Annotated in this window: 9 protein-coding genes; all 9 read left to right on the top strand. The window is 59.3% G+C overall.

Annotated elements, in window-relative coordinates:
* The first annotated feature begins 166 nt into the window (after window positions 1–166).
* On the top strand, window positions 167–1,561 hold the full coding sequence (gene der, locus FHS09_RS17235) for a ribosome biogenesis GTPase Der (protein ID WP_183462206.1): 1,395 nt from the start codon (window positions 167–169) through the stop codon (window positions 1,559–1,561).
* Between the two features lie 192 nt (window positions 1,562–1,753).
* Window positions 1,754–3,211: an NAD-dependent succinate-semialdehyde dehydrogenase gene (locus FHS09_RS17230; protein ID WP_183462203.1), complete on the top strand. Its 1,458-nt coding sequence runs from the start codon at window positions 1,754–1,756 to the stop codon at window positions 3,209–3,211.
* 268 nt (window positions 3,212–3,479) lie between these two features.
* The gene (gene tsaA, locus FHS09_RS17225) at window positions 3,480–4,160 is read left to right on the top strand and encodes a tRNA (N6-threonylcarbamoyladenosine(37)-N6)-methyltransferase TrmO (protein WP_183462201.1); all 681 of its coding nucleotides are present in this window, start codon (window positions 3,480–3,482) and stop codon (window positions 4,158–4,160) included.
* Between the two features lie 184 nt (window positions 4,161–4,344).
* Entirely contained in the window at window positions 4,345–6,390 is a 2,046-nt protein-coding gene (locus FHS09_RS17220) for a protein-disulfide reductase DsbD domain-containing protein (RefSeq protein WP_183462199.1), read from the top strand.
* Complete coding sequence (locus FHS09_RS17215) at window positions 6,387–7,007, top strand: thioredoxin family protein (RefSeq protein ID WP_183462197.1); 621 nt, start codon at window positions 6,387–6,389, stop codon at window positions 7,005–7,007. The genes FHS09_RS17220 and FHS09_RS17215 overlap by 4 nt, the downstream gene beginning before the upstream one ends.
* 46 nt (window positions 7,008–7,053) lie before the next feature.
* Window positions 7,054–7,698, top strand: coding sequence for a protein disulfide oxidoreductase (locus FHS09_RS17210; RefSeq protein ID WP_246395110.1), 645 nt, complete (start codon window positions 7,054–7,056; stop codon window positions 7,696–7,698).
* A gap of 736 nt (window positions 7,699–8,434) precedes the next feature.
* Complete coding sequence (locus FHS09_RS17205) at window positions 8,435–10,978, top strand: TonB-dependent receptor plug domain-containing protein (protein ID WP_183462193.1); 2,544 nt, start codon at window positions 8,435–8,437, stop codon at window positions 10,976–10,978.
* A gap of 355 nt (window positions 10,979–11,333) precedes the next feature.
* On the top strand, window positions 11,334–14,441 hold the full coding sequence (locus FHS09_RS17200; RefSeq protein ID WP_183462191.1) for an outer membrane protein assembly factor BamB family protein: 3,108 nt from the start codon (window positions 11,334–11,336) through the stop codon (window positions 14,439–14,441).
* A 710-nt stretch (window positions 14,442–15,151) separates the two neighbouring features.
* Window positions 15,152–17,595 (top strand): Ig-like domain-containing protein (locus FHS09_RS17195; protein ID WP_183462189.1); only part of this gene is annotated, 2,444 nt, incomplete at its 3' end.

Genomic DNA, 17,595 nt, shown 5'->3' with positions numbered 1-17,595 from the left:
CAAATTTGGACGCCGGAGGCGCCCGAAGAGTGAGCGCCAAGGATGGCGCGAATCACTGGGGCCGGGGGAGAGGGCCACGGAGGCTCCCCTGAACTTGATAACCGCCCGCGTCCCGCGGGCGTTCGTATTTCTGGCAAAAGTGATTTTGCCCCGAGTAGACTGATTTATGCTGCCAGTAATTGCCCTGGTCGGGCGCCCCAACGTGGGCAAATCCACCTTGTTCAACCGGCTCACCAAGAGCCGCGACGCCCTGGTGGCCAACTACGCCGGTCTCACCCGCGACCGCAAGTACGGCGAGGCGGAGATCGAGGGCCGCAAGGTGATCCTGGTGGATACCGGTGGTATCAGCGGTGGTGAAGAAGGCATAGACGCCGCCATGGCGCAGCAGTCCCTGCAGGCCATCGAAGAGGCGGATATCGTCCTGTTCCTGGTGGACTGCCGCGCGGGCCTGACCCCGGCGGATCAGATGATCGCAGAACAGTTGCGCACCCGCTCCAAACCCACCTTCCTGGTGGCCAACAAGGTGGACGGGGTCAACCCCGATATCGCCCTGGCGCCCTTCTACGAACTGGGTATCGGCGAACTGTTTCCCACCACCGCCACCCACGGCCGCGGCGTGCGCACGCTGATGCAGCGGGTTGTCGAGGATCTGCCCGAGCAGGCGGAGCCGGAAGCCGTGGAAGTGGCCACCGGCATCAAGATCGCCATCGTCGGCCGCCCCAATGTGGGCAAATCAACCCTGGTCAACCGCCTGCTCGGCGAGGACCGGGTGGTGGTCTACGACCAGCCGGGCACCACGCGGGACAGTGTCTACATCAATTACGAGCGCGACGAAAAGCCCTACACCCTGATCGACACCGCCGGTATCCGCCGGCGCAAAAATATTGTGGAATCGGTGGAGAAATTCTCCATCGTCAAGACCCTGCAGGCGGTGGAAGACGCCAATGTGGTGGTGCTGGTGATCGATGCCAGCGAGGGTCTGGTGGACCAGGATATGCACCTGATGGGCAGCGTCATCCAGGCCGGCCGCGCACTGGTGGTGGCGTTGAACAAGTGGGATGGCCTGGAAGATGACCACCGCCAATTTGTTAAAGCGGAACTGGAACGTCGCCTGCGTTTTGTGGACTTCGCCGATATCCACTTTATTTCCGCCCTGCACGGTACCGGTGTCGGCAACCTGTACCAGTCCATCGAGGCCGCCTATCAAAGTGCCACCGACAAACTGTCCACCAACCACCTGACCAGAATCCTGCAGTGGGCGGTAAGCGAGCACCAGCCACCGCTGGTGCATGGCCACCGCATCAAACTGCGCTATGCCCACGCCGGCGGACAGAACCCCCCGGTGATCGTGATTCACGGAAACCAGACCGAGCACGTGCCGGCGCACTATGTGCGCTACCTTGAAAAGACCTACCGCAAGGCCCTGGATCTGCACGGCACCCCGGTAAAGATCGAATTTCGCACCGGCGCCAACCCCTATGCGGGCAGGAAACAGAAACTGACTGACCGACAGAAAGCCAAAAAGCGGCGCCTGATGAAATTTGTCAAAAAGAAAAAGTAGTATCTTCGGGACTCGGTTCCCGGGACCGCGGAGCTATTTACCTTTGAGCGCTGAAGGCTCCAGCTCCGCCCGCGGGCCGCAGGCCCGCCATTTGTAGGAGCGGCCGTTGGTCGCGATCGGGCTTTCCGCCATTTGGCGAGATGGATCGCGGCCAACGGCCGCTCCTACAGCAAACAGACATGGAGGCCAAAGATGCTCGAACTGAAAAACCCTTCGCTACTACGCAAACAGTCCTACATAGACGGCCAATGGCTGGACGCCGATTCCGGCAAAACCTTCGACGTCATCAACCCCGCCACCGGTGAAGTCATTGCCAGTATCGCCGACCTGGGTGCCGCGGAAACCCGCAAGGCCATTGAGGCGGCGGACAAAGCCTGGCCCGCCTGGCGAAATGCCACAGTAAAAGAACGCGCAAAAATTATGCGCCGCTGGTTCGACCTGATTGTCGCCAACGCGGACGACCTGGCAAAAATTCTCACCGCTGAACAGGGCAAGCCGCTCTCGGAATCCAAAACCGAAATCCTCTACGGTGCCAACTATATCGAGTGGTTTTCCGAGGAAGCCAAGCGGGTCTACGGAGATGTGATCGCCCCGCCGTCGAATGACAAGCGCATCGTGGTGATCAAGCAGTCCGTAGGCGTTACCTGTTCCATCACTCCATGGAATTTCCCCAGTGCCATGATCGCGCGCAAAATGGCCCCGGCCCTGGCGGCCGGCTGTCCCTTTGTGGCCAAGCCCGCTTCGGAGACCCCACTCTCGGCACTGGCGCTGGGGGCCTTGGCAGAGGAAGCGGGCATCCCTGCCGGTGTGTTCAATGTAGTCGCCGGCAAGAGCGCCAGGGAAATCGGCGAAGAGATGACCTCTAACCCCCTGGTGCGCAAATTCACCTTCACCGGCTCCACCGCCGTGGGCAAGCAGCTGCAGGCCCAGTGCGCCGAGACCATCAAGAAAACCTCCCTCGAACTGGGGGGGAACGCGCCCTTTATCGTCTTCGACGACGCGGATATCGATGCCGCGGTCAAGGGCGCGATCATCTGCAAATACCGCAACGCCGGCCAGACCTGCGTCTGTGCCAACCGCATCTTCGTACAGGAGGGTGTCTACGACGAGTTCGCGAAGAAATTCACTGCCGCGACCAATGCTCTTAAAATGGGTAACGGCGCCGAAGAGGGCACCGAAGTCGGGCCGTTAATCAGTAGCAAGGCGGTGAAAGGCGTACAGGAGCTGGTGGACGATGCGCTGAAAAAGGGCGCCAAAGCCATTGCCGAAGGCGGCCCCAGCTCCCTGGGTGAATGCTTCTATGCACCGACGATACTCAGCGGAGCGGACGACACTATGCGCCTGTTCAAAGAGGAAATCTTCGGCCCGGTGGCACCCCTGTTTAAATTCTCCACCGAGGAGGAGGCCATTCGCCTGGCCAACGACACCGAATTCGGCCTCGCCTCCTATTTTTATTCCCGCGATATCGGCCGCATCTGGCGCGTCAGCGAGGGCCTGGAATACGGCATGGTGGGCATCAACGAGGGCATCGTCTCCAACGAAATGGCCCCCTTCGGCGGCGTCAAACAATCCGGCATTGGCCGCGAGGGTTCCAAGTACGGCCTGGACGACTACCTGGAAATCAAATACCTCTGCATGGGAGGAATTTGATTAATGCGGAATGCGGAATGATGAATGCGGAATTGAATTTTCCCCCTGTAGGAGCGGCGGGGCGGCCATCCGCCCACGGCCGCGATCCATCTAGCGGATATTACCAAAGCCTGGTCGCGGCCAATGCTCTTGTCGCTTGGCAAAAGAACCGCCCGCGCATTCCGCATTCCGCATTCATCATTTATGAAGCACATCCCTGTGCTTCACCCCTTCGGGGCAGCCTTCGGCTGTGCAAACCGGCAATCCTGCCGGTTTGTCCGCATTCCAAATGACTCCCATCGCCACCGTCCACTCCTGCTTCGGCGAAAAATTCGGCGTCCCCCGCCAACCTTTACTGGCGGACGCCAGCCGCGCCGCCATCGAGCTGTTGCCTCCGCTGAATACCCCGGACGCCGTCGCCGGCCTGGAGCAGAACACCCACTTGTGGGTAATCTTCCAGTTCCATCAGGCCGCTGGCGAGTGGTCCGCCAAGGTGCGCCCGCCGCGCCTCGGCGGCAATAAAAAGCTCGGCGTCCTCGCCACCCGCTCTCCCTTCCGCCCCAACAATATTGGTCTTTCCGTTGTGCGCCTGCTGGAAGTGCGGTTGAAACCGAAAGTGGAATTGATCGTCGGCGGCGCCGACCTGGTGGACGGCACCCCGGTGCTGGATATCAAACCCTATATCCCCTACGCCGATGCGGTGGAGGAAGCGCAGAGTGCATTCGCCGACGCTGCGCCGCAAATGCTGCCGGTATTTATTCCCGAAGACATAATGCAAAAGGCACATGCCTTCAAGGACGACTGGGATACGGATCTTCCCCGCCTGATCGAGCAGCTACTGGGCCAGGACCCGAAACCCGCCTACCAAAAGCCGGACCCGCAGCGGATCTATGGCATGCAGCTGTGTGGCTTCAATCTGCGCTGGCGCTATACCGAATCCGGTATCGAGGTAGTGGCACTGGACCCGTAGCCTGCTTGCAGGCGACTCTCCCCAATTCCACCAATCGCCTGCAATAGCCGGGCATTGGTCGCAACGGGTTTGCAGCCGACCGGGCAATCCGCTTGAATGGGGTATCCGCAATAAAAACAACACCGGTGCCCCGCGCCCGACTGCGGGCGATGGAAGCCTCCGGCCAATATCGAAAGAGGTGTCAGTGTCCACTGTGCACAGTGTCGCGAAAACCATCCTCGCAGCTTTTCTGCTGTTCGCCGCCGTGACGGCTTCCGCCCAGAACAGTGCCAGCGGCGATCATGTGCGCGTGCGCTGGCTGGCGCCTGATACCTTTGCCACCGATGAAACGGAAACCATCGGTTTTTATTTTGAAGTCGATCCGGAGTGGCACGTTTACTGGCGCAATGCGGGGGATTCCGGCGCCGCACCGCGCTTTGATTTCACCGCCGAGGATGCCGAGGTGGGGGAAACCCAGTGGCCCTTCCCGGTGCGCCTGCCGATCGAGCACCTGACCAACCTCGGTTACGAAGGCGATGTCGCCTACCTGTTCGATGTAACCCCTGCCGCCGGCGCCAGCCGGATTTCCCTGAAAGTGAACCTGGAATGGCTGGTATGCAAAGTGGAGTGCATTCCCGGCTTCGGTACCATGAGCCTTGAGCGACCGGTGCGGGAGGCAGCCAACTGGCCCGGCGAGGATCTCGCGCTACGCGATCGCTTTGCGGCGCGCATACCGGGGCCCGGTTCCACGAGCCCCTGGGAGGTGGTGGCTCTGTCGGAAGTCGGTACTGATAAGGTACAGCTGGCACTGGCTCGGGGGAGCGGCGGCGTGCCGCGGATTTTCCCGCTGGACGGCGGTCTGCTTACCGCGGCCGAGCCCGAACAGCGCATCGACGGTGACCGGCTTCACTACATCTTTACCCGCGTCCCCGGTACGCCGTTGCCCGAATCCACGCGCTTCGTACTGACAGACGGCGAGCGCGCCTGGCAATTAAATGAGGTGCCTTTCGGCGGCCCGCCGGTGTCCCGAACGGGCGAACCGCAGGCGCTTTGGTGGCTGTTGCTGGCGGCCTTTGCCGGCGGCGTTATCCTGAACCTGATGCCCTGTGTTTTCCCGGTGCTGTCGATCAAGCTGTTCGGCCTGGTCAACGCAGGTACCGGCACGGCCGGCCGGGTGCGCGAGGGATTGATCTATAGCGCAGGCGTGCTGGCTACCTTCGCCGCCCTGGGCGCGCTGCTGCTGGTCCTGCGTGCCGGTGGCGCCGCGGTGGGCTGGGGCTTCCAGTTGCAGTCGGCGCCGGTGGTGCTGGCGCTGATCCTATTGTTCTGGCTGATGGCGCTGTCCTTCAGCGGCGTATTCGAATTCGGGCACCGGTTGATGAATATGGCCGGCAACAGTCGCGGCGGGAGTTTCGCCACCGGCGTGCTGGCGGTATTTGTCGCCGCGCCCTGCACCGGCCCCTTTATGGGCGCCGCCCTCGGCGCTGCGGCGGTGCTGCCCGCGGCATCCGCGATGGCGGTGTTTCTCGGTCTCGGCGCCGGGTTGGCCGCGCCCTTCCTGCTGCTCTGCGCCAGCCCCGGGCTGCTGAATCGGCTGCCCGCGCCCGGCCCCTGGATGGACAAACTGCGCCAGCTGCTCGCCTTTCCGCTTTACACCACGGTCATCTGGCTGCTCTGGGTGCTCGGGCGATTGGTGGGGGAAAGCGGCTGGCTGATCGGCACCCTGTTGCTGCTGGCGGTGGTTTTCGCCCTGTGGCTCGGCCGCAGCTTTTCTGGCGCGGGCAGGGCGGCCGGCACTCTGATGGCGGTGGCCGCGCTGATCACTGCCTTCGGCACGCTGCGGACCACACCCGAATCGCAGACACAGTCGTTGGCCCAGGGCGGATGGCAGGCCTACGACCGCGCCGCCATCGACCGGGCGCGGGCGGACCGGCGCGCGGTGTTTATCGACTACACCGCCGCTTGGTGTATTACCTGCCAGGTGAACAAGAAACTGGTCCTGGAGTCGCCGGCGGTGATGGACCTGTTTGAAACCCACGACGTCATGTTGGTGCGCGCGGACTGGACCAATCACAACCCGGAGATCACCCGGGCCCTGGCCGAACTGGGCCGCAATTCGGTCCCGGTGTATGCCTGGTATCCGCCGGGCGCAGACGGGCCCGAACTTTTGCCACAGGTTCTGCAGGAGCGCATGATCGCAGCGCTGTTCGATGAGCACACCCTTCAACTCACAGAGGACGATACGCCATGAGAATAAAAGGAAAGCAACTGATCCGCAGCCTTGTGCTGCCCCTGGTCTTCGCCGCGCCCACCCTGGCACTGGCGGTAGCGACACCCGGGGAGAAAGCCCCGGCCTTTTCCGAAGTCGACGCCGAGGGCAAAACCCACTCGCTGGCCGACTACGAGGGGCAGTGGCTGGTCATCGAGTGGTTCAACAAGGATTGCCCCTACGTGAAAAAGCACTACGGCAGCGGCAATATGCAGGCCCTGCAGAAAAAATACACCGGGCAGGACGCCAACTGGCTGACGGTGATCTCCTCCGCCAAGGGCAAACAGGGCTACCTGGAGCCGGCCCAGGCCCTTGAAGTGGCCGAAAGCCACGGACTGAATGCCAGCGCGCCCTTCCTGCTGGACCCCGACGGCAACATGGGCCGCGCCTATGGCGCCAAGACCACGCCGCATATGTTTGTGATCAACCCGGAGGGCAAAGTGGTTTACGCCGGCGCCATCGATGACAACGACTCCGCGAATCCGGCAGTGATTCCGGATTCCAGGAACTACGTCGCCGCCGCACTGGATGCCTCGCTGGGTGGCGAAGCCGTTGCCGTCGCCTCGTCCCGCGCCTACGGCTGTAGCGTCAAGTACTGATCGCCTGTACGGGAGTATTCCGTTGCGGAAAAAATGGATCGCGGCGTTGCGTAAACCGGCCGGCTTTGTGCTGATGGCCGTGCTGGTTGCGAGCGCTGTGGGTTACTACCAGCAGCGGGATATTCCCACAGAAGAGGCGCCGTCCCTGAAGGGCAGATCGCTGGATGGACAGTATCTGGACCTGCAGCGGATGACCGCCCGCGGGCCGGTGCTGATCTATTTCTGGGCCACTTGGTGCCCCTATTGCCGGGTGGTGTCACCGGCGGTTTCCGATCTCTCTGTTGACCACCAGGTGCTCTCCGTCGCCATGCAGTCCGGCAGTGACAGCGAAGTGGTCCAGTACCTGCGGCGTAACGATCTGCAGTTCCCCACCATCAACGACCCCGACGGAGCGCTCAGCAACAGCTGGGGCATCCGCGTGACCCCCACCATCGTGATTGTCGACAGTAGTGGCAATGTCAGATGGGTGACATCAGGGGCTACCTCCAAATGGGGGCTGAAGCTGCGCCTGATGCTGACCGACTCGCGGCTGAATATCAGGGCGTGCTATGGGAACTTCTGGAATTGCGGATACAGGGCTTCAAATGTAGGGTGCGCCGCTGGGCTTTGTAGGAGCGGGCCATGCCCGCGAACGGGGGTGGCTGTCCTGCAGACCGATCGCGGGCATGGCCCGTTCCTACAAGGAGGTTAACCAATTGTTCTGGGCCTGCAAGGGGTGTCCACTTCGGATCGATTACAGGTTGCCGATAAATTTCTCTTTCTGTTCTAAGGCGAATAAAGGAGCATTACAAAACCTGTGAGAACAACTTCCTTGAATTCCCTGCAGTTCTCTCCCCCTTGACCCCGCTGCCCCGGCCCCAGTGACCCGCGCATCCTGCGCTCGCGCCGTGCGGCGCCATGGCGTCCAAATTTACTCCCTGAAAATTTGTCCGGCAAGCGGGAAAGGGAAGCTTTGTTAATTCACACTGCAAAGAAAATTCCAGCTACCACTGACTTTCGGACAGGCACTTTCTGTAGCAGATGCCGCCATTGTGTAGGGCCGCTGTTACCTATTGTGACTTCCGATTGTCTTTCGCCAGCGTCAGCGGTTATTTCCACGTTCCGCGCCCAAACCTGGTGCATTTTTTTTCATTTTTCCGATCTGTCGCAGGCCGGCAAATATTTTCAATTATGGCAAGCGTACCAATCAGTGGTTACTGGAACCTTTTATATGTCATGTTAGACATTATTTGAATTTAAATAAAAAAATACAGGAAAAACACGAAATATCCTTATTGGTAGCTAGTGGCACACTAAACGATATCCGGATTGAATTTGCCGGGAAAATTGCAGCTTTATGTCACAGTTTTTGCATTGGCCCTGTGGAAGTCTTCATACCCGCATGCAAAGACGCATGCATATAAATAAAAGAGTTCAAGGGAGCTTTTATGAAAAACCACAGACACCTCGGGGTCCCCTCTCTACTGGCGATGGCCATTGCCGCCACATCCAATCCACTGATTGCCCAGGAAGAAGTCCTTGAGGAGGTGATTACCATTGGTACCCGGGTCGAGGGTCGCTCAGCCCAGGACTCCGCAGCGCCGGTCGATGTTATTACTGGAGAGGAATTCGTTAACCAAGGCGATGGGGATTTGAGTAATCTGTTACGCAACGTCGTGCCTTCGTACAATGTTAACGCCCAACCCATCAGTGATGCGGCGTCAATCGCCCGCCCCGCCAACCTGCGCGGCTTGTCTTCAGATAGTACCCTGGTGCTGGTCAACGGCAAGCGCCGCCACCGCGCAGCGGTGATTTCATTCCTGGGCGGCGGCTTGTCCGATGGCGCTCAGGGCCCGGATATCTCCGTTATCCCCGCCATTGCCCTGAAGCAGGTTGAAGTGCTGCGCGACGGTGCAGCGGCGCAGTATGGCTCTGACGCCATTGCCGGGGTAATCAACTTTCAATTGAAGGACGACAGCGACGGCGCCGTTGTGGAAACCAAGTGGGGCACCACCGCCGAGGGTGACGGCGACCAGTGGATGGTGACCGGCAATGTGGGACTGCCACTGACCGACGCCGGCTTTGCCAACTTCAGTTACGAAATGCGCGAGCAGGATGCCACTAGCCGCAGCGTGCAGCGGGACGACGCGGCCGGCCTGATCGTCGCCGGCAACACCGCGGTGCAGGATCCGGCACAGATCTGGGGTCAGCCGGAGGTCAAGGACGATATCAAGGTATTTGCCAATCTGGGGCTCGAGCTGGGTAACGGTGCCGAAGCCTATGCGTTTGGCAACTATGCGAGCAAAACCGTCGACGGCGGCTTTTACTATCGCAACCCAAATACACGGCCGGGGGTGTATGGTCTGAAAATCGTGCATAACGAAGGGCAGCCGGATGAATATGTCACCTATGATCGTTTGGTTGCCGATTTAACTGGGGATATGAGTGGAGGTTGCCCTGTCGCAGGGACTCCAACCGGTTTGGATTCCCAAGATGCTGAGGGACTGGCTGCAGTAATGGCCGATCCGAACTGCTTCGTTTTCAATGAAATGTTCCCCGGAGGCTTTACTCCGCGCTTCGGCGGCGATGTAGTGGACTTGGCCGGAGTGGCGGGCGTACGCGGAGAGATGGACAGCGGCTGGGGTTATGATATCAGTGTCGGCGTTGGCCGCAATGAGGTGGAGTTTTTTATTTACAACACAGTGAACGCTTCTCTGGGTTCCGCGTCTCCCACAGAATTTAATCCCGGAACCTATATCCAATTGGAGAAAAACTTCAACGCGGACTTCACCAAAACCCTGGCCTTGGGAGGAACCGACCTGCACTTCGCCAGCGGTTTCGAATGGCGCGAGGAGCAGTTCGAAGCGCAGGTCGGCGACCAGGCATCCTGGGAAGTCGGTCCGCTGGTGGACCAGCGTTTCACCATTGGATCCAACGGTTTCCCCGGTTTTGGCCCCCAGGTGGCCGGCACCTTTGACCGCAGAAACATTGCGCTCTACACGGATGCGGAAGCGGAAGTGACCGACAGTCTGCTGCTTGGCGCTGCGCTGCGTTGGGAGGACTTCAGCGATTTCGGCTCCACCAGTAACTACAAACTGTCCGCCCACTATCAGGTATTGGACAGCCTGGCTTTCCGCGCCACCACCACCACGGGTTTCCGCGCACCGACTCCCGGTCAGTCCAACATCACCAACGTTTCCACCGTGTTTGTCGGTGGTGAACTGGTGAACCAGGGCACCATTCCGCCCACCAGCCCGGTGGCGCAGTTCTACGGTGGCAAGCAGCTGGAGCCGGAGGAATCCCAGAGCTTCGCACTCGGTGCCGTGTTCAACATCGGCGCCCTGGATGTCACCATTGACTATTTCGACATCGACGTGGAAGGGCGCTTGTCCCAGTCGCAGGATGTCACTCTCAGTGACACCGACCGCCAGGCACTGGTCGATGCGGGTATCACCGGTGCGGAGTCCCTGACCTCGTTCAAGTTCTACACCAACGACTTCGACACTAATACCCGTGGTGTGGATTTGGTGGCCACTTATCCGCTGGATTTATTCGGCGGCAGCACCGATCTGAGCGCAGCGTTTAACTGGACCGAAACGGAAATCACTGATTTCAACCCGGAAACCATGAGCAACCTGCGTATCCGGCAGATAGAAGATAACCTGCCCAACACCCGCGGCAACATCTCTCTTCGGCACGCCCAGGGCAGCTGGCGCGCGTTGGCCAGGGTGAATTACTTTGGCGCCTACTGGGAGCCGCATCTGGAAGACGACACACTGCCAATCGATGTTCCCTCCGAAGTGACTCTGGATCTGGAGTTCGGATACGATATTACGGAGAATGCTTCACTGATCGCCGGTGCCGAGAATGTTCTGGATAATTATCCGGTAGAACATGAATGGGCGGGAATTGCCGGAGCCAAATATCCAACGACTTCGCCAATGGGCTTTAACGGCGCCTTCTACTATATGCGGGCTCGGTACGAGTTCTGAGTAGCGCTAAAAATCGTCTCGTAGAAAAATCCCCACTTCGAAGTGGGGATTCTATGGGAACCCACATATTTGCACGTGGATTTTATCTCGCCGGTTAGGTAATGGAGTTTCATTATTTTGTATAGTGGGCTAACTTTGTTTTTGATCGTCAGCCCATTTCACACTACTACAGTGGTCGCTGAAAGTTTCTTGCGTAACAAAAGTTGGCGTGATTTTCTTCTTCTATTTATTCGGTTGCTTTGTAAATTCGATCATGTTTGTGGTTTAATTTGCAAATTCATTCCGCTTTTTATCGTGCAGGGCGCACAATTTTAACTAAACCGCTTGCAGTAATTTTTAAAGTCTTGGGGGATACATGCAGCCGCGACGGCTTTTCCGCGCGCACCGGGTATTACTGTGCGTACTGGGTTTGATTGCCCTGACCCCTTCGGCATCTGCCACTGAATACTCCCTCACCGGCCCCCAGGATTTCACCCGCGAGCGCGGTCGCCCCCAGCGGGAACTGATCGCCTTTGACGCCCCCGCGCCCGGCCAATATTACTTGTTGCGCATTCACAACGGCCCCGGTGAGCTGGAACCGGTGGACGCCGGCTGGATTACCGTCAATCACAAAAAAGTGGCCAATCTCGCCGCATTGCGCTGGAAAGCTGGACGGCATGCCGCCGCTTTCAATTGCCCTTTCTGGCGGCATCACTGCCGCGACGGGGGCAATGGTGATTTGGCACCGATAGAAATACCCCTCGATCTCGAACTGGCCAACGACCTTTCTGTCGAACTGCACGGCCGCCCCGGTCGCGGCCTGCGCCTGGAAGTGCTCAGCATCGGCGACGAAAACCCCTATTTCAACGAATTCCCCCTCAGCGGCTCACACACATTCACCCCCGTCTTCGGCTGGCCCCAGGAACAGGAACTGACGTTCAATGCCCCGGTGGCCGGTGCGCACTATTTATTGCGTTTGAACAATGGGGCAGGGGACTTACAGCCGGTCGGCGCCGGTTGGCTGTGGCTGAATGGCCGCGAATTATTGAGCCCCAAAGATTTTGGGTGGGGAAAAGCCTTTTGTAGGAAAGGACATCCGGGGAAAGGGCAGCATAAAAACAAACACAAAAACAAAAACGCTCCCTGGCGCCCGGATTTTGGCCAGCCCTGTGACGCAGAGACGACTATCCAGCTCCCTCTGTCCCTGACTTTGGAAAACATCCTGACCGTCAAACTACTGGGCCACTGGCATAGCGGCGTACAACTGGAAATCGTCGGCGTTGACAATGACCTGCCGCAGATCGTTGCGGCGGTGGACCCGGCGGCCAATGATGCCGGCTGGCACAATACTGATGCCACCGTCTCCTTTGCCTGCAGCGACAGCCTGAGCGGTATCGTCAGTTGCAGCAATCCCGTCGTGGTTGAGGAAGAGGGCGCGGACCAGCAGATTGAGGGCACCGCGGTGGACAAGGCCGGCAACAGTGCCAGCACTCAGCTTTCCGTCAGCCTGGACAAGACCCCACCGCAACTGCTGGCTGAAATCACCCCGCCCGCCAACGAGAATGGCTGGCACCGGGAAAGCGTCACCATCGGTTATACCTGTGCAGATACCCTTAGCGGCGTTGCCAGTTGTCCCGAGGCAGAGCAGGTCAGCGAGGAAGGTGCAGACCAGCAGATTGCAGCCACCGCCGCGGATATCGCCGGCAACGTCACCGAAGTTAAAACCACGATTCAACTGGACCTGACGCCGCCAGAAATTGTCACCACCATCACCCCGCCGGCCAACTCCGCCGGCTGGCACAAAACCCCGGTAGCCCTCAGCTACCAGTGCAGCGACAACCTGAGCGGCATGGCCGACTGTCCCGAAGACCGGGTCGAGTCCCAACAGGGCCGCAACCGGGAAATCCCAGTGAGCGCCACAGACCTGGCCGGCAATGCCGCCAGCAGCAGTACGCTACTCAGTATCGATACCACCGCCCCCATTATTCAGACCCCGCTCTCGTCCCAGGCCAACAGCAACGGCTGGCACAATGCACCGGTTACCGTCACCTACCTCTGCAGCGACAGCCTCAGCGGCATCGCTGGCTGTACCGACCCGCAAACCCTCGCCGCCGATGGCGAGGGCCAAGTGCTCAACGGCACTGCCATCGACCTCGCCGGCAACACCGCCGGCACGGAAATAATCATCAACCTGGACCGCACCGCCCCGGAGATCGCCTTCGTCTTCCCCGCGGACCAGTCCCTGCTGAGTGACCCCCAACCGGAACTGCAACTGCTGCTCTCCGACAACCTGGCACTGGACACCGGCAGCCTGAGCGTAAGTGCCGATGGCACGGCCGTCACCAGCTGCGAAATAACCGATAACCTCGCCCGCTGTGCACTGCCCGCCCCTCTGGCCACGGATCGGGAAGTTACTCTCTCGGCCGCGATCAAAGACCTGGCGGGCAACAGTAGCGAAGCCACCGTCACCACTGCCATCGACAGCGACGGCGACACAATCGCCGACTACGCCGACCAGTGCCCCGCTACCGCGACCACCCACACCGCCAACACCAACGGCTGCGCCCCCGAACAACTGGACAGTGACAACGACGGCATCAGCGACGCCGAGGAAATCGCCGCGGGCAGCGATCCCGAAGATGCCAACAGCTTCCCGCCGCTCACCATCGAAACCTTCGCCGCCTCGCCGAATACACTGGAAAGCCGGGGCCAAACCGTCGAACTGCGCTGGCGGGTCAAAGGGGCCGATACAATCACCCTCAGCAGCGATGCCGGCAGCGAAGCCCAGGCTGACCTGGAAAGCCAGGGCGCCCTGCAAGTCAGCCCGCAGATCACCACCCGCTATACCCTCAAGGCCAAAGGTCCCGGCGGCGAAGCCACCCAAAGCCTCACCGTCACCCTCGACCTGCCACCTCCGCCGGATCTGTGGACCACTCCAACGGTTCCCGTCAAAGAACAGATCGCCACCTCCCTGGCGGTAGCCGAAGACGGCAGCGCCTATGTAGGCGCCTTCGACGGCAACTTCTACAAGGTCGATCCCAGCGGCCAGGTGGCCTGGACCCTGGAAGACGCCGGCCTGGTGATGGGCAAGGCCGCAATCGCCAATGACCGCATTATTGTCGGCGCCAACATCGGCGGCAGCGGCCGCCTGGAAAGCCAGGGCCGGATCTATGCCCTCGGTTCCGATAAGACCCTGCGCTGGAGCCTGGACACCGAGGGCGCCGTGGTCGCCGGCCCCATTCTCAGCCCCGACAAAGCCACCGCCTATATCGCCACCTATACCGGACATATCTATGCGCTCGATGCACAAACTGGTGAACAGCGGTGGCACTACCAGTTGCCGGACGATCAGAAAATCACCGCGGCTCCGGCGCTAACTCAGCAGAAGTTAATAGTGCATGCCGAAGGAAAGCGCATCTTCGCGCTGGATGCCAGTGAAAGCCCGGGAGGCGAGCGCATCCTGTGGAGTAGGAATTTCGAATAGTTGGGAAAGCCTGTCGTAGGACGGATAAGCGTAGCGAATCCACCTTCCTGGTTATTGCAATAGCTACTCCTGCAAAGAAAAGCAAGTTTCAAGAATAGATGTATTGCGCTAGATAAAGACTACAAGGCAGTAATCAAATGGTTGATAGATATAATTCTCATGAATGGCTGAAAGTGTGTGATAGATTTTTGAGTGGAATGCTGCTTTTTATTCTTCTCATGGCTTCAGGGAGCGTAATTGCGGCTGAGATTACTATTGATGATGGCTTAGAAAGCATTGATGGTGACTATTCTGTTAAAGCTTCCTCTGTTCTCAACCAATTTGATGAGACCTGCAATCGGTTAAATTGCCAGTACTCTGCCGAGCTAACAATCTTTGAAAGTGATGATGGTGGTTTGGTTTGGAATTCGGTAGGTGGCGGAGCTAGAGGAGGGGGAAAGTTTCAAAAAGTTAATTTTTCGATAAATTTGAAGAGAAATAATGGCGTATACAAGTACTATGCTGAAATAAAAAAAATAATAACAGCGAGTGAGCGGCCTACATTTAGACGAGAGTTTACGTCTGGTACTGTCGAAATATCAGTCGTTGTAAATAAACCACAAAAACCCAACAAACCCAGAAACCTCCGGGTAACCGACCGGACAGATCGATACGACCGCAGCTACAAAGTCCGTTGGGGCGCCCCAACCTCCGGCGATTACGATTACTACTTGGTCCAGGAAAGAAAAAACCGGGGCAGCTGGTGCTTCAATAAAAAGGGCCGTATCCACGGTCACTGCTACGCCCGAAAGAGCACCGGTCGCAGCTATACCGCCACCAACCGGGCCAGCGATGCCAGCTATTCCTACCGGGTCTTCGCTTGCAATGACCTGGAGTGCAGCGATCCGCTTTCCGCCAGTGAGGTGCTGACCGTCAATGTCCAAACGCCACCTACTCCGGATTTTTCCTGGTCGGAACCTGGGGCGGGCTCCGAGTTGCGTTTTGGAGAAAATAAAACGCTACGGATCGAAATTAAGAACGATAGCCCGGGAATTACTCCAAGCTCGGTAAAGTTCTATCGCCAATTTAAAAAAGATCCTGAAGATGAGAATAGTGCGCTGGTAACTGAACCTCTCGATCAACCAGTTAACTACGAGGATGACTGCAACTGCTACAACGCCAACTGGACGGCAGCTCCCGAAGGGGAGGTGACTTTGATTGCCAAGGTGGGCAACAAATGGGGCAAGAGGGCCAGCAAGTCCATCCCCGTAAAAGTCCAGAAAAACCAGCTGCCGGTAGTTTCCCTGCCTGCGCTCCCGCAAACCATTGACCAGTACGAGACACTCGACCTGGAAGCGACTGCCGTCGATCCGGATGGAAGCATCCAGTGGGTGAAAATAGTCGTCGATACGGAGGTGGCCAACTTTACCGCACCGCCCTACCAGTACTCGTGGACCGCTGAGAATGCAGGTTCGCACATCATCTATGCGGAGGCCATGGATAACGAGGGTTCGGTGTCCCGCTCTGCGGATCAATCGGTTACGGTGAAGGCCCTGCAACCGCCGTCGTCCCCTACCCAGCTCAAGATCGACGACCAGTTGGCCCCAATTCCCGACAATATCACCGGTTTCTACACCGTGTCCTGGAATCCCGTGGCCGGTGCCGACGACTACCAGCTGCAACAATTGCAGGAGGGTGTGGATACTCAGTTTAAGGATATCGCCACTCCTGACGGTGTTACCTCCGCTTATCTGCCCAACCAGAGTCAGGGGCATTACCGCTACCGGGTGGCCGCCTGCAACGCCGCCGGCTGCGGCGACTTCAGCGGGGAGATTGCCCTTTCCGTGGTGCTCTCCGCCCCCCAGGCGCCCAACGGACTCTCGGCCGCGCCCGCGCGGGCGGGTTACGACTTTACCGGCACCCATACCCTGAGCTGGAAATCCGTCACCAGCGAACCCAAACCCAAGTATTACCAGTTGGAAGAAAAGACCGGCGGTGTCGATTCCCCGGCGGAGTGGCAGGCCCTTACCAATAGTCTGGCGACGGAACTGACCCTCGAAGACAAGGCGCCGGACACCTACAGCTACCGGGTCAGGGCCTGCAACGCCTTCGACTGCAGCGCCGAGGGCGAAATCCTTACCCTCGCGGTACAGCCGCCCAACCTGCTGACCGCCGATCCCGTTGCCGAAGACCCGAACTGCAACGGCCACTGCCTGAAGATCCAGGGTACCGGTATAGACCCGGATTCCACCTTTACCCTGACGGACCTGAAAACCGGTGACCAGGAGGCCCTGAGTGCCGTTTCAATTAAGTGGCAGCCCCCGATTCGGGAGGGCACTGAAGAATTGGACCCCGCTGCTTACGCCTGGCTGCCCCTGAGCGCGGCCATGCGGAGTGCCCTGAATAACGAGGAGGGCGTTCACGTCTCGGTGGAAAACACCAATGGCGAGCGCGCCGGCATCGATGCCTACGGCAATGAAACGGTGGAGCGCCTCAGCCAGATCGACTCGGCCCCGGCAGTGGCTGCCGACGGCACCATCTATGTGGGCTCCGGCAACAACGTCTACGCCCTGAGCCCGGACGACGGCACCATCGTCTCCGGCTGGCCCTATGCCACCGGTGACCTGGTGAAAGCCACCCCGGTGGTGGACTCCGTCAACGGCAATATCTACGTCGGCTCCCTGGACGACAACCTCTACGCCTTGAATACCCTGGGCCTGGAACAGTGGCGCCTCAACACCGGCGGCGACCTGGTCGCTTCTGCGGTCCTCGATGAAAACCGCATTCTCTACCAGGGCTCCATGGACGGCGCGCTCTACGCCGTGCAGGTTCAGAATGGCGCGATTCAGTGGACCTATCCCGCCGGTGCTGGTATTGCGGAAACGCCGGTACTGGCCGGCAACGGCACTTTGTACTTCACCACCGTGGACAGCAGCCAGGTCTATGCCTTGGGCCGCGGTGTTCTGGGAGCAGACCAACTGGCCTGGGAAAGCAGCGACAACTCCCTGCTCAAGAACAAACTGGAAGAGCTCAACTGGCAGCCCGGCGAGCAACACCTGCCGGAATACCAGACCGCCGCGCGCCTCTACCGGCTATTGCTGCAGCCGCCGCTGAACTTAAGCCGCGACGTGCTCACCTTCTGGACCTATGCCCTGGTTAACCGCGCCAGTGTGCA

Origin of the sequence: Microbulbifer rhizosphaerae (assembly GCF_014191725.1) — a bacterium.
In the GTDB taxonomy this organism is placed as follows: domain Bacteria; phylum Pseudomonadota; class Gammaproteobacteria; order Pseudomonadales; family Cellvibrionaceae; genus Microbulbifer; species Microbulbifer rhizosphaerae.
Note: the sequence above shows the minus strand (reverse complement) of the source record. Positions and strands in the feature narration are given on the sequence as shown.

What these genes read in the sequence shown, in the direction of transcription:
- der (WP_183462206.1), top strand. Translation starts at nt 167, where the DNA reads ATGCTGCCAGTAATTGCCCTGGTCGGGCGCCCCAACGTGGGCAAATCC.
- FHS09_RS17230 (WP_183462203.1), top strand. Translation starts at nt 1,754, where the DNA reads ATGCTCGAACTGAAAAACCCTTCGCTACTACGCAAACAGTCCTACATA.
- tsaA (WP_183462201.1), top strand. Translation starts at nt 3,480, where the DNA reads ATGACTCCCATCGCCACCGTCCACTCCTGCTTCGGCGAAAAATTCGGC.
- FHS09_RS17215 (WP_183462197.1), top strand. Translation starts at nt 6,387, where the DNA reads ATGAGAATAAAAGGAAAGCAACTGATCCGCAGCCTTGTGCTGCCCCTG.
- FHS09_RS17205 (WP_183462193.1), top strand. Translation starts at nt 8,435, where the DNA reads ATGAAAAACCACAGACACCTCGGGGTCCCCTCTCTACTGGCGATGGCC.
- FHS09_RS17200 (WP_183462191.1), top strand. Translation starts at nt 11,334, where the DNA reads ATGCAGCCGCGACGGCTTTTCCGCGCGCACCGGGTATTACTGTGCGTA.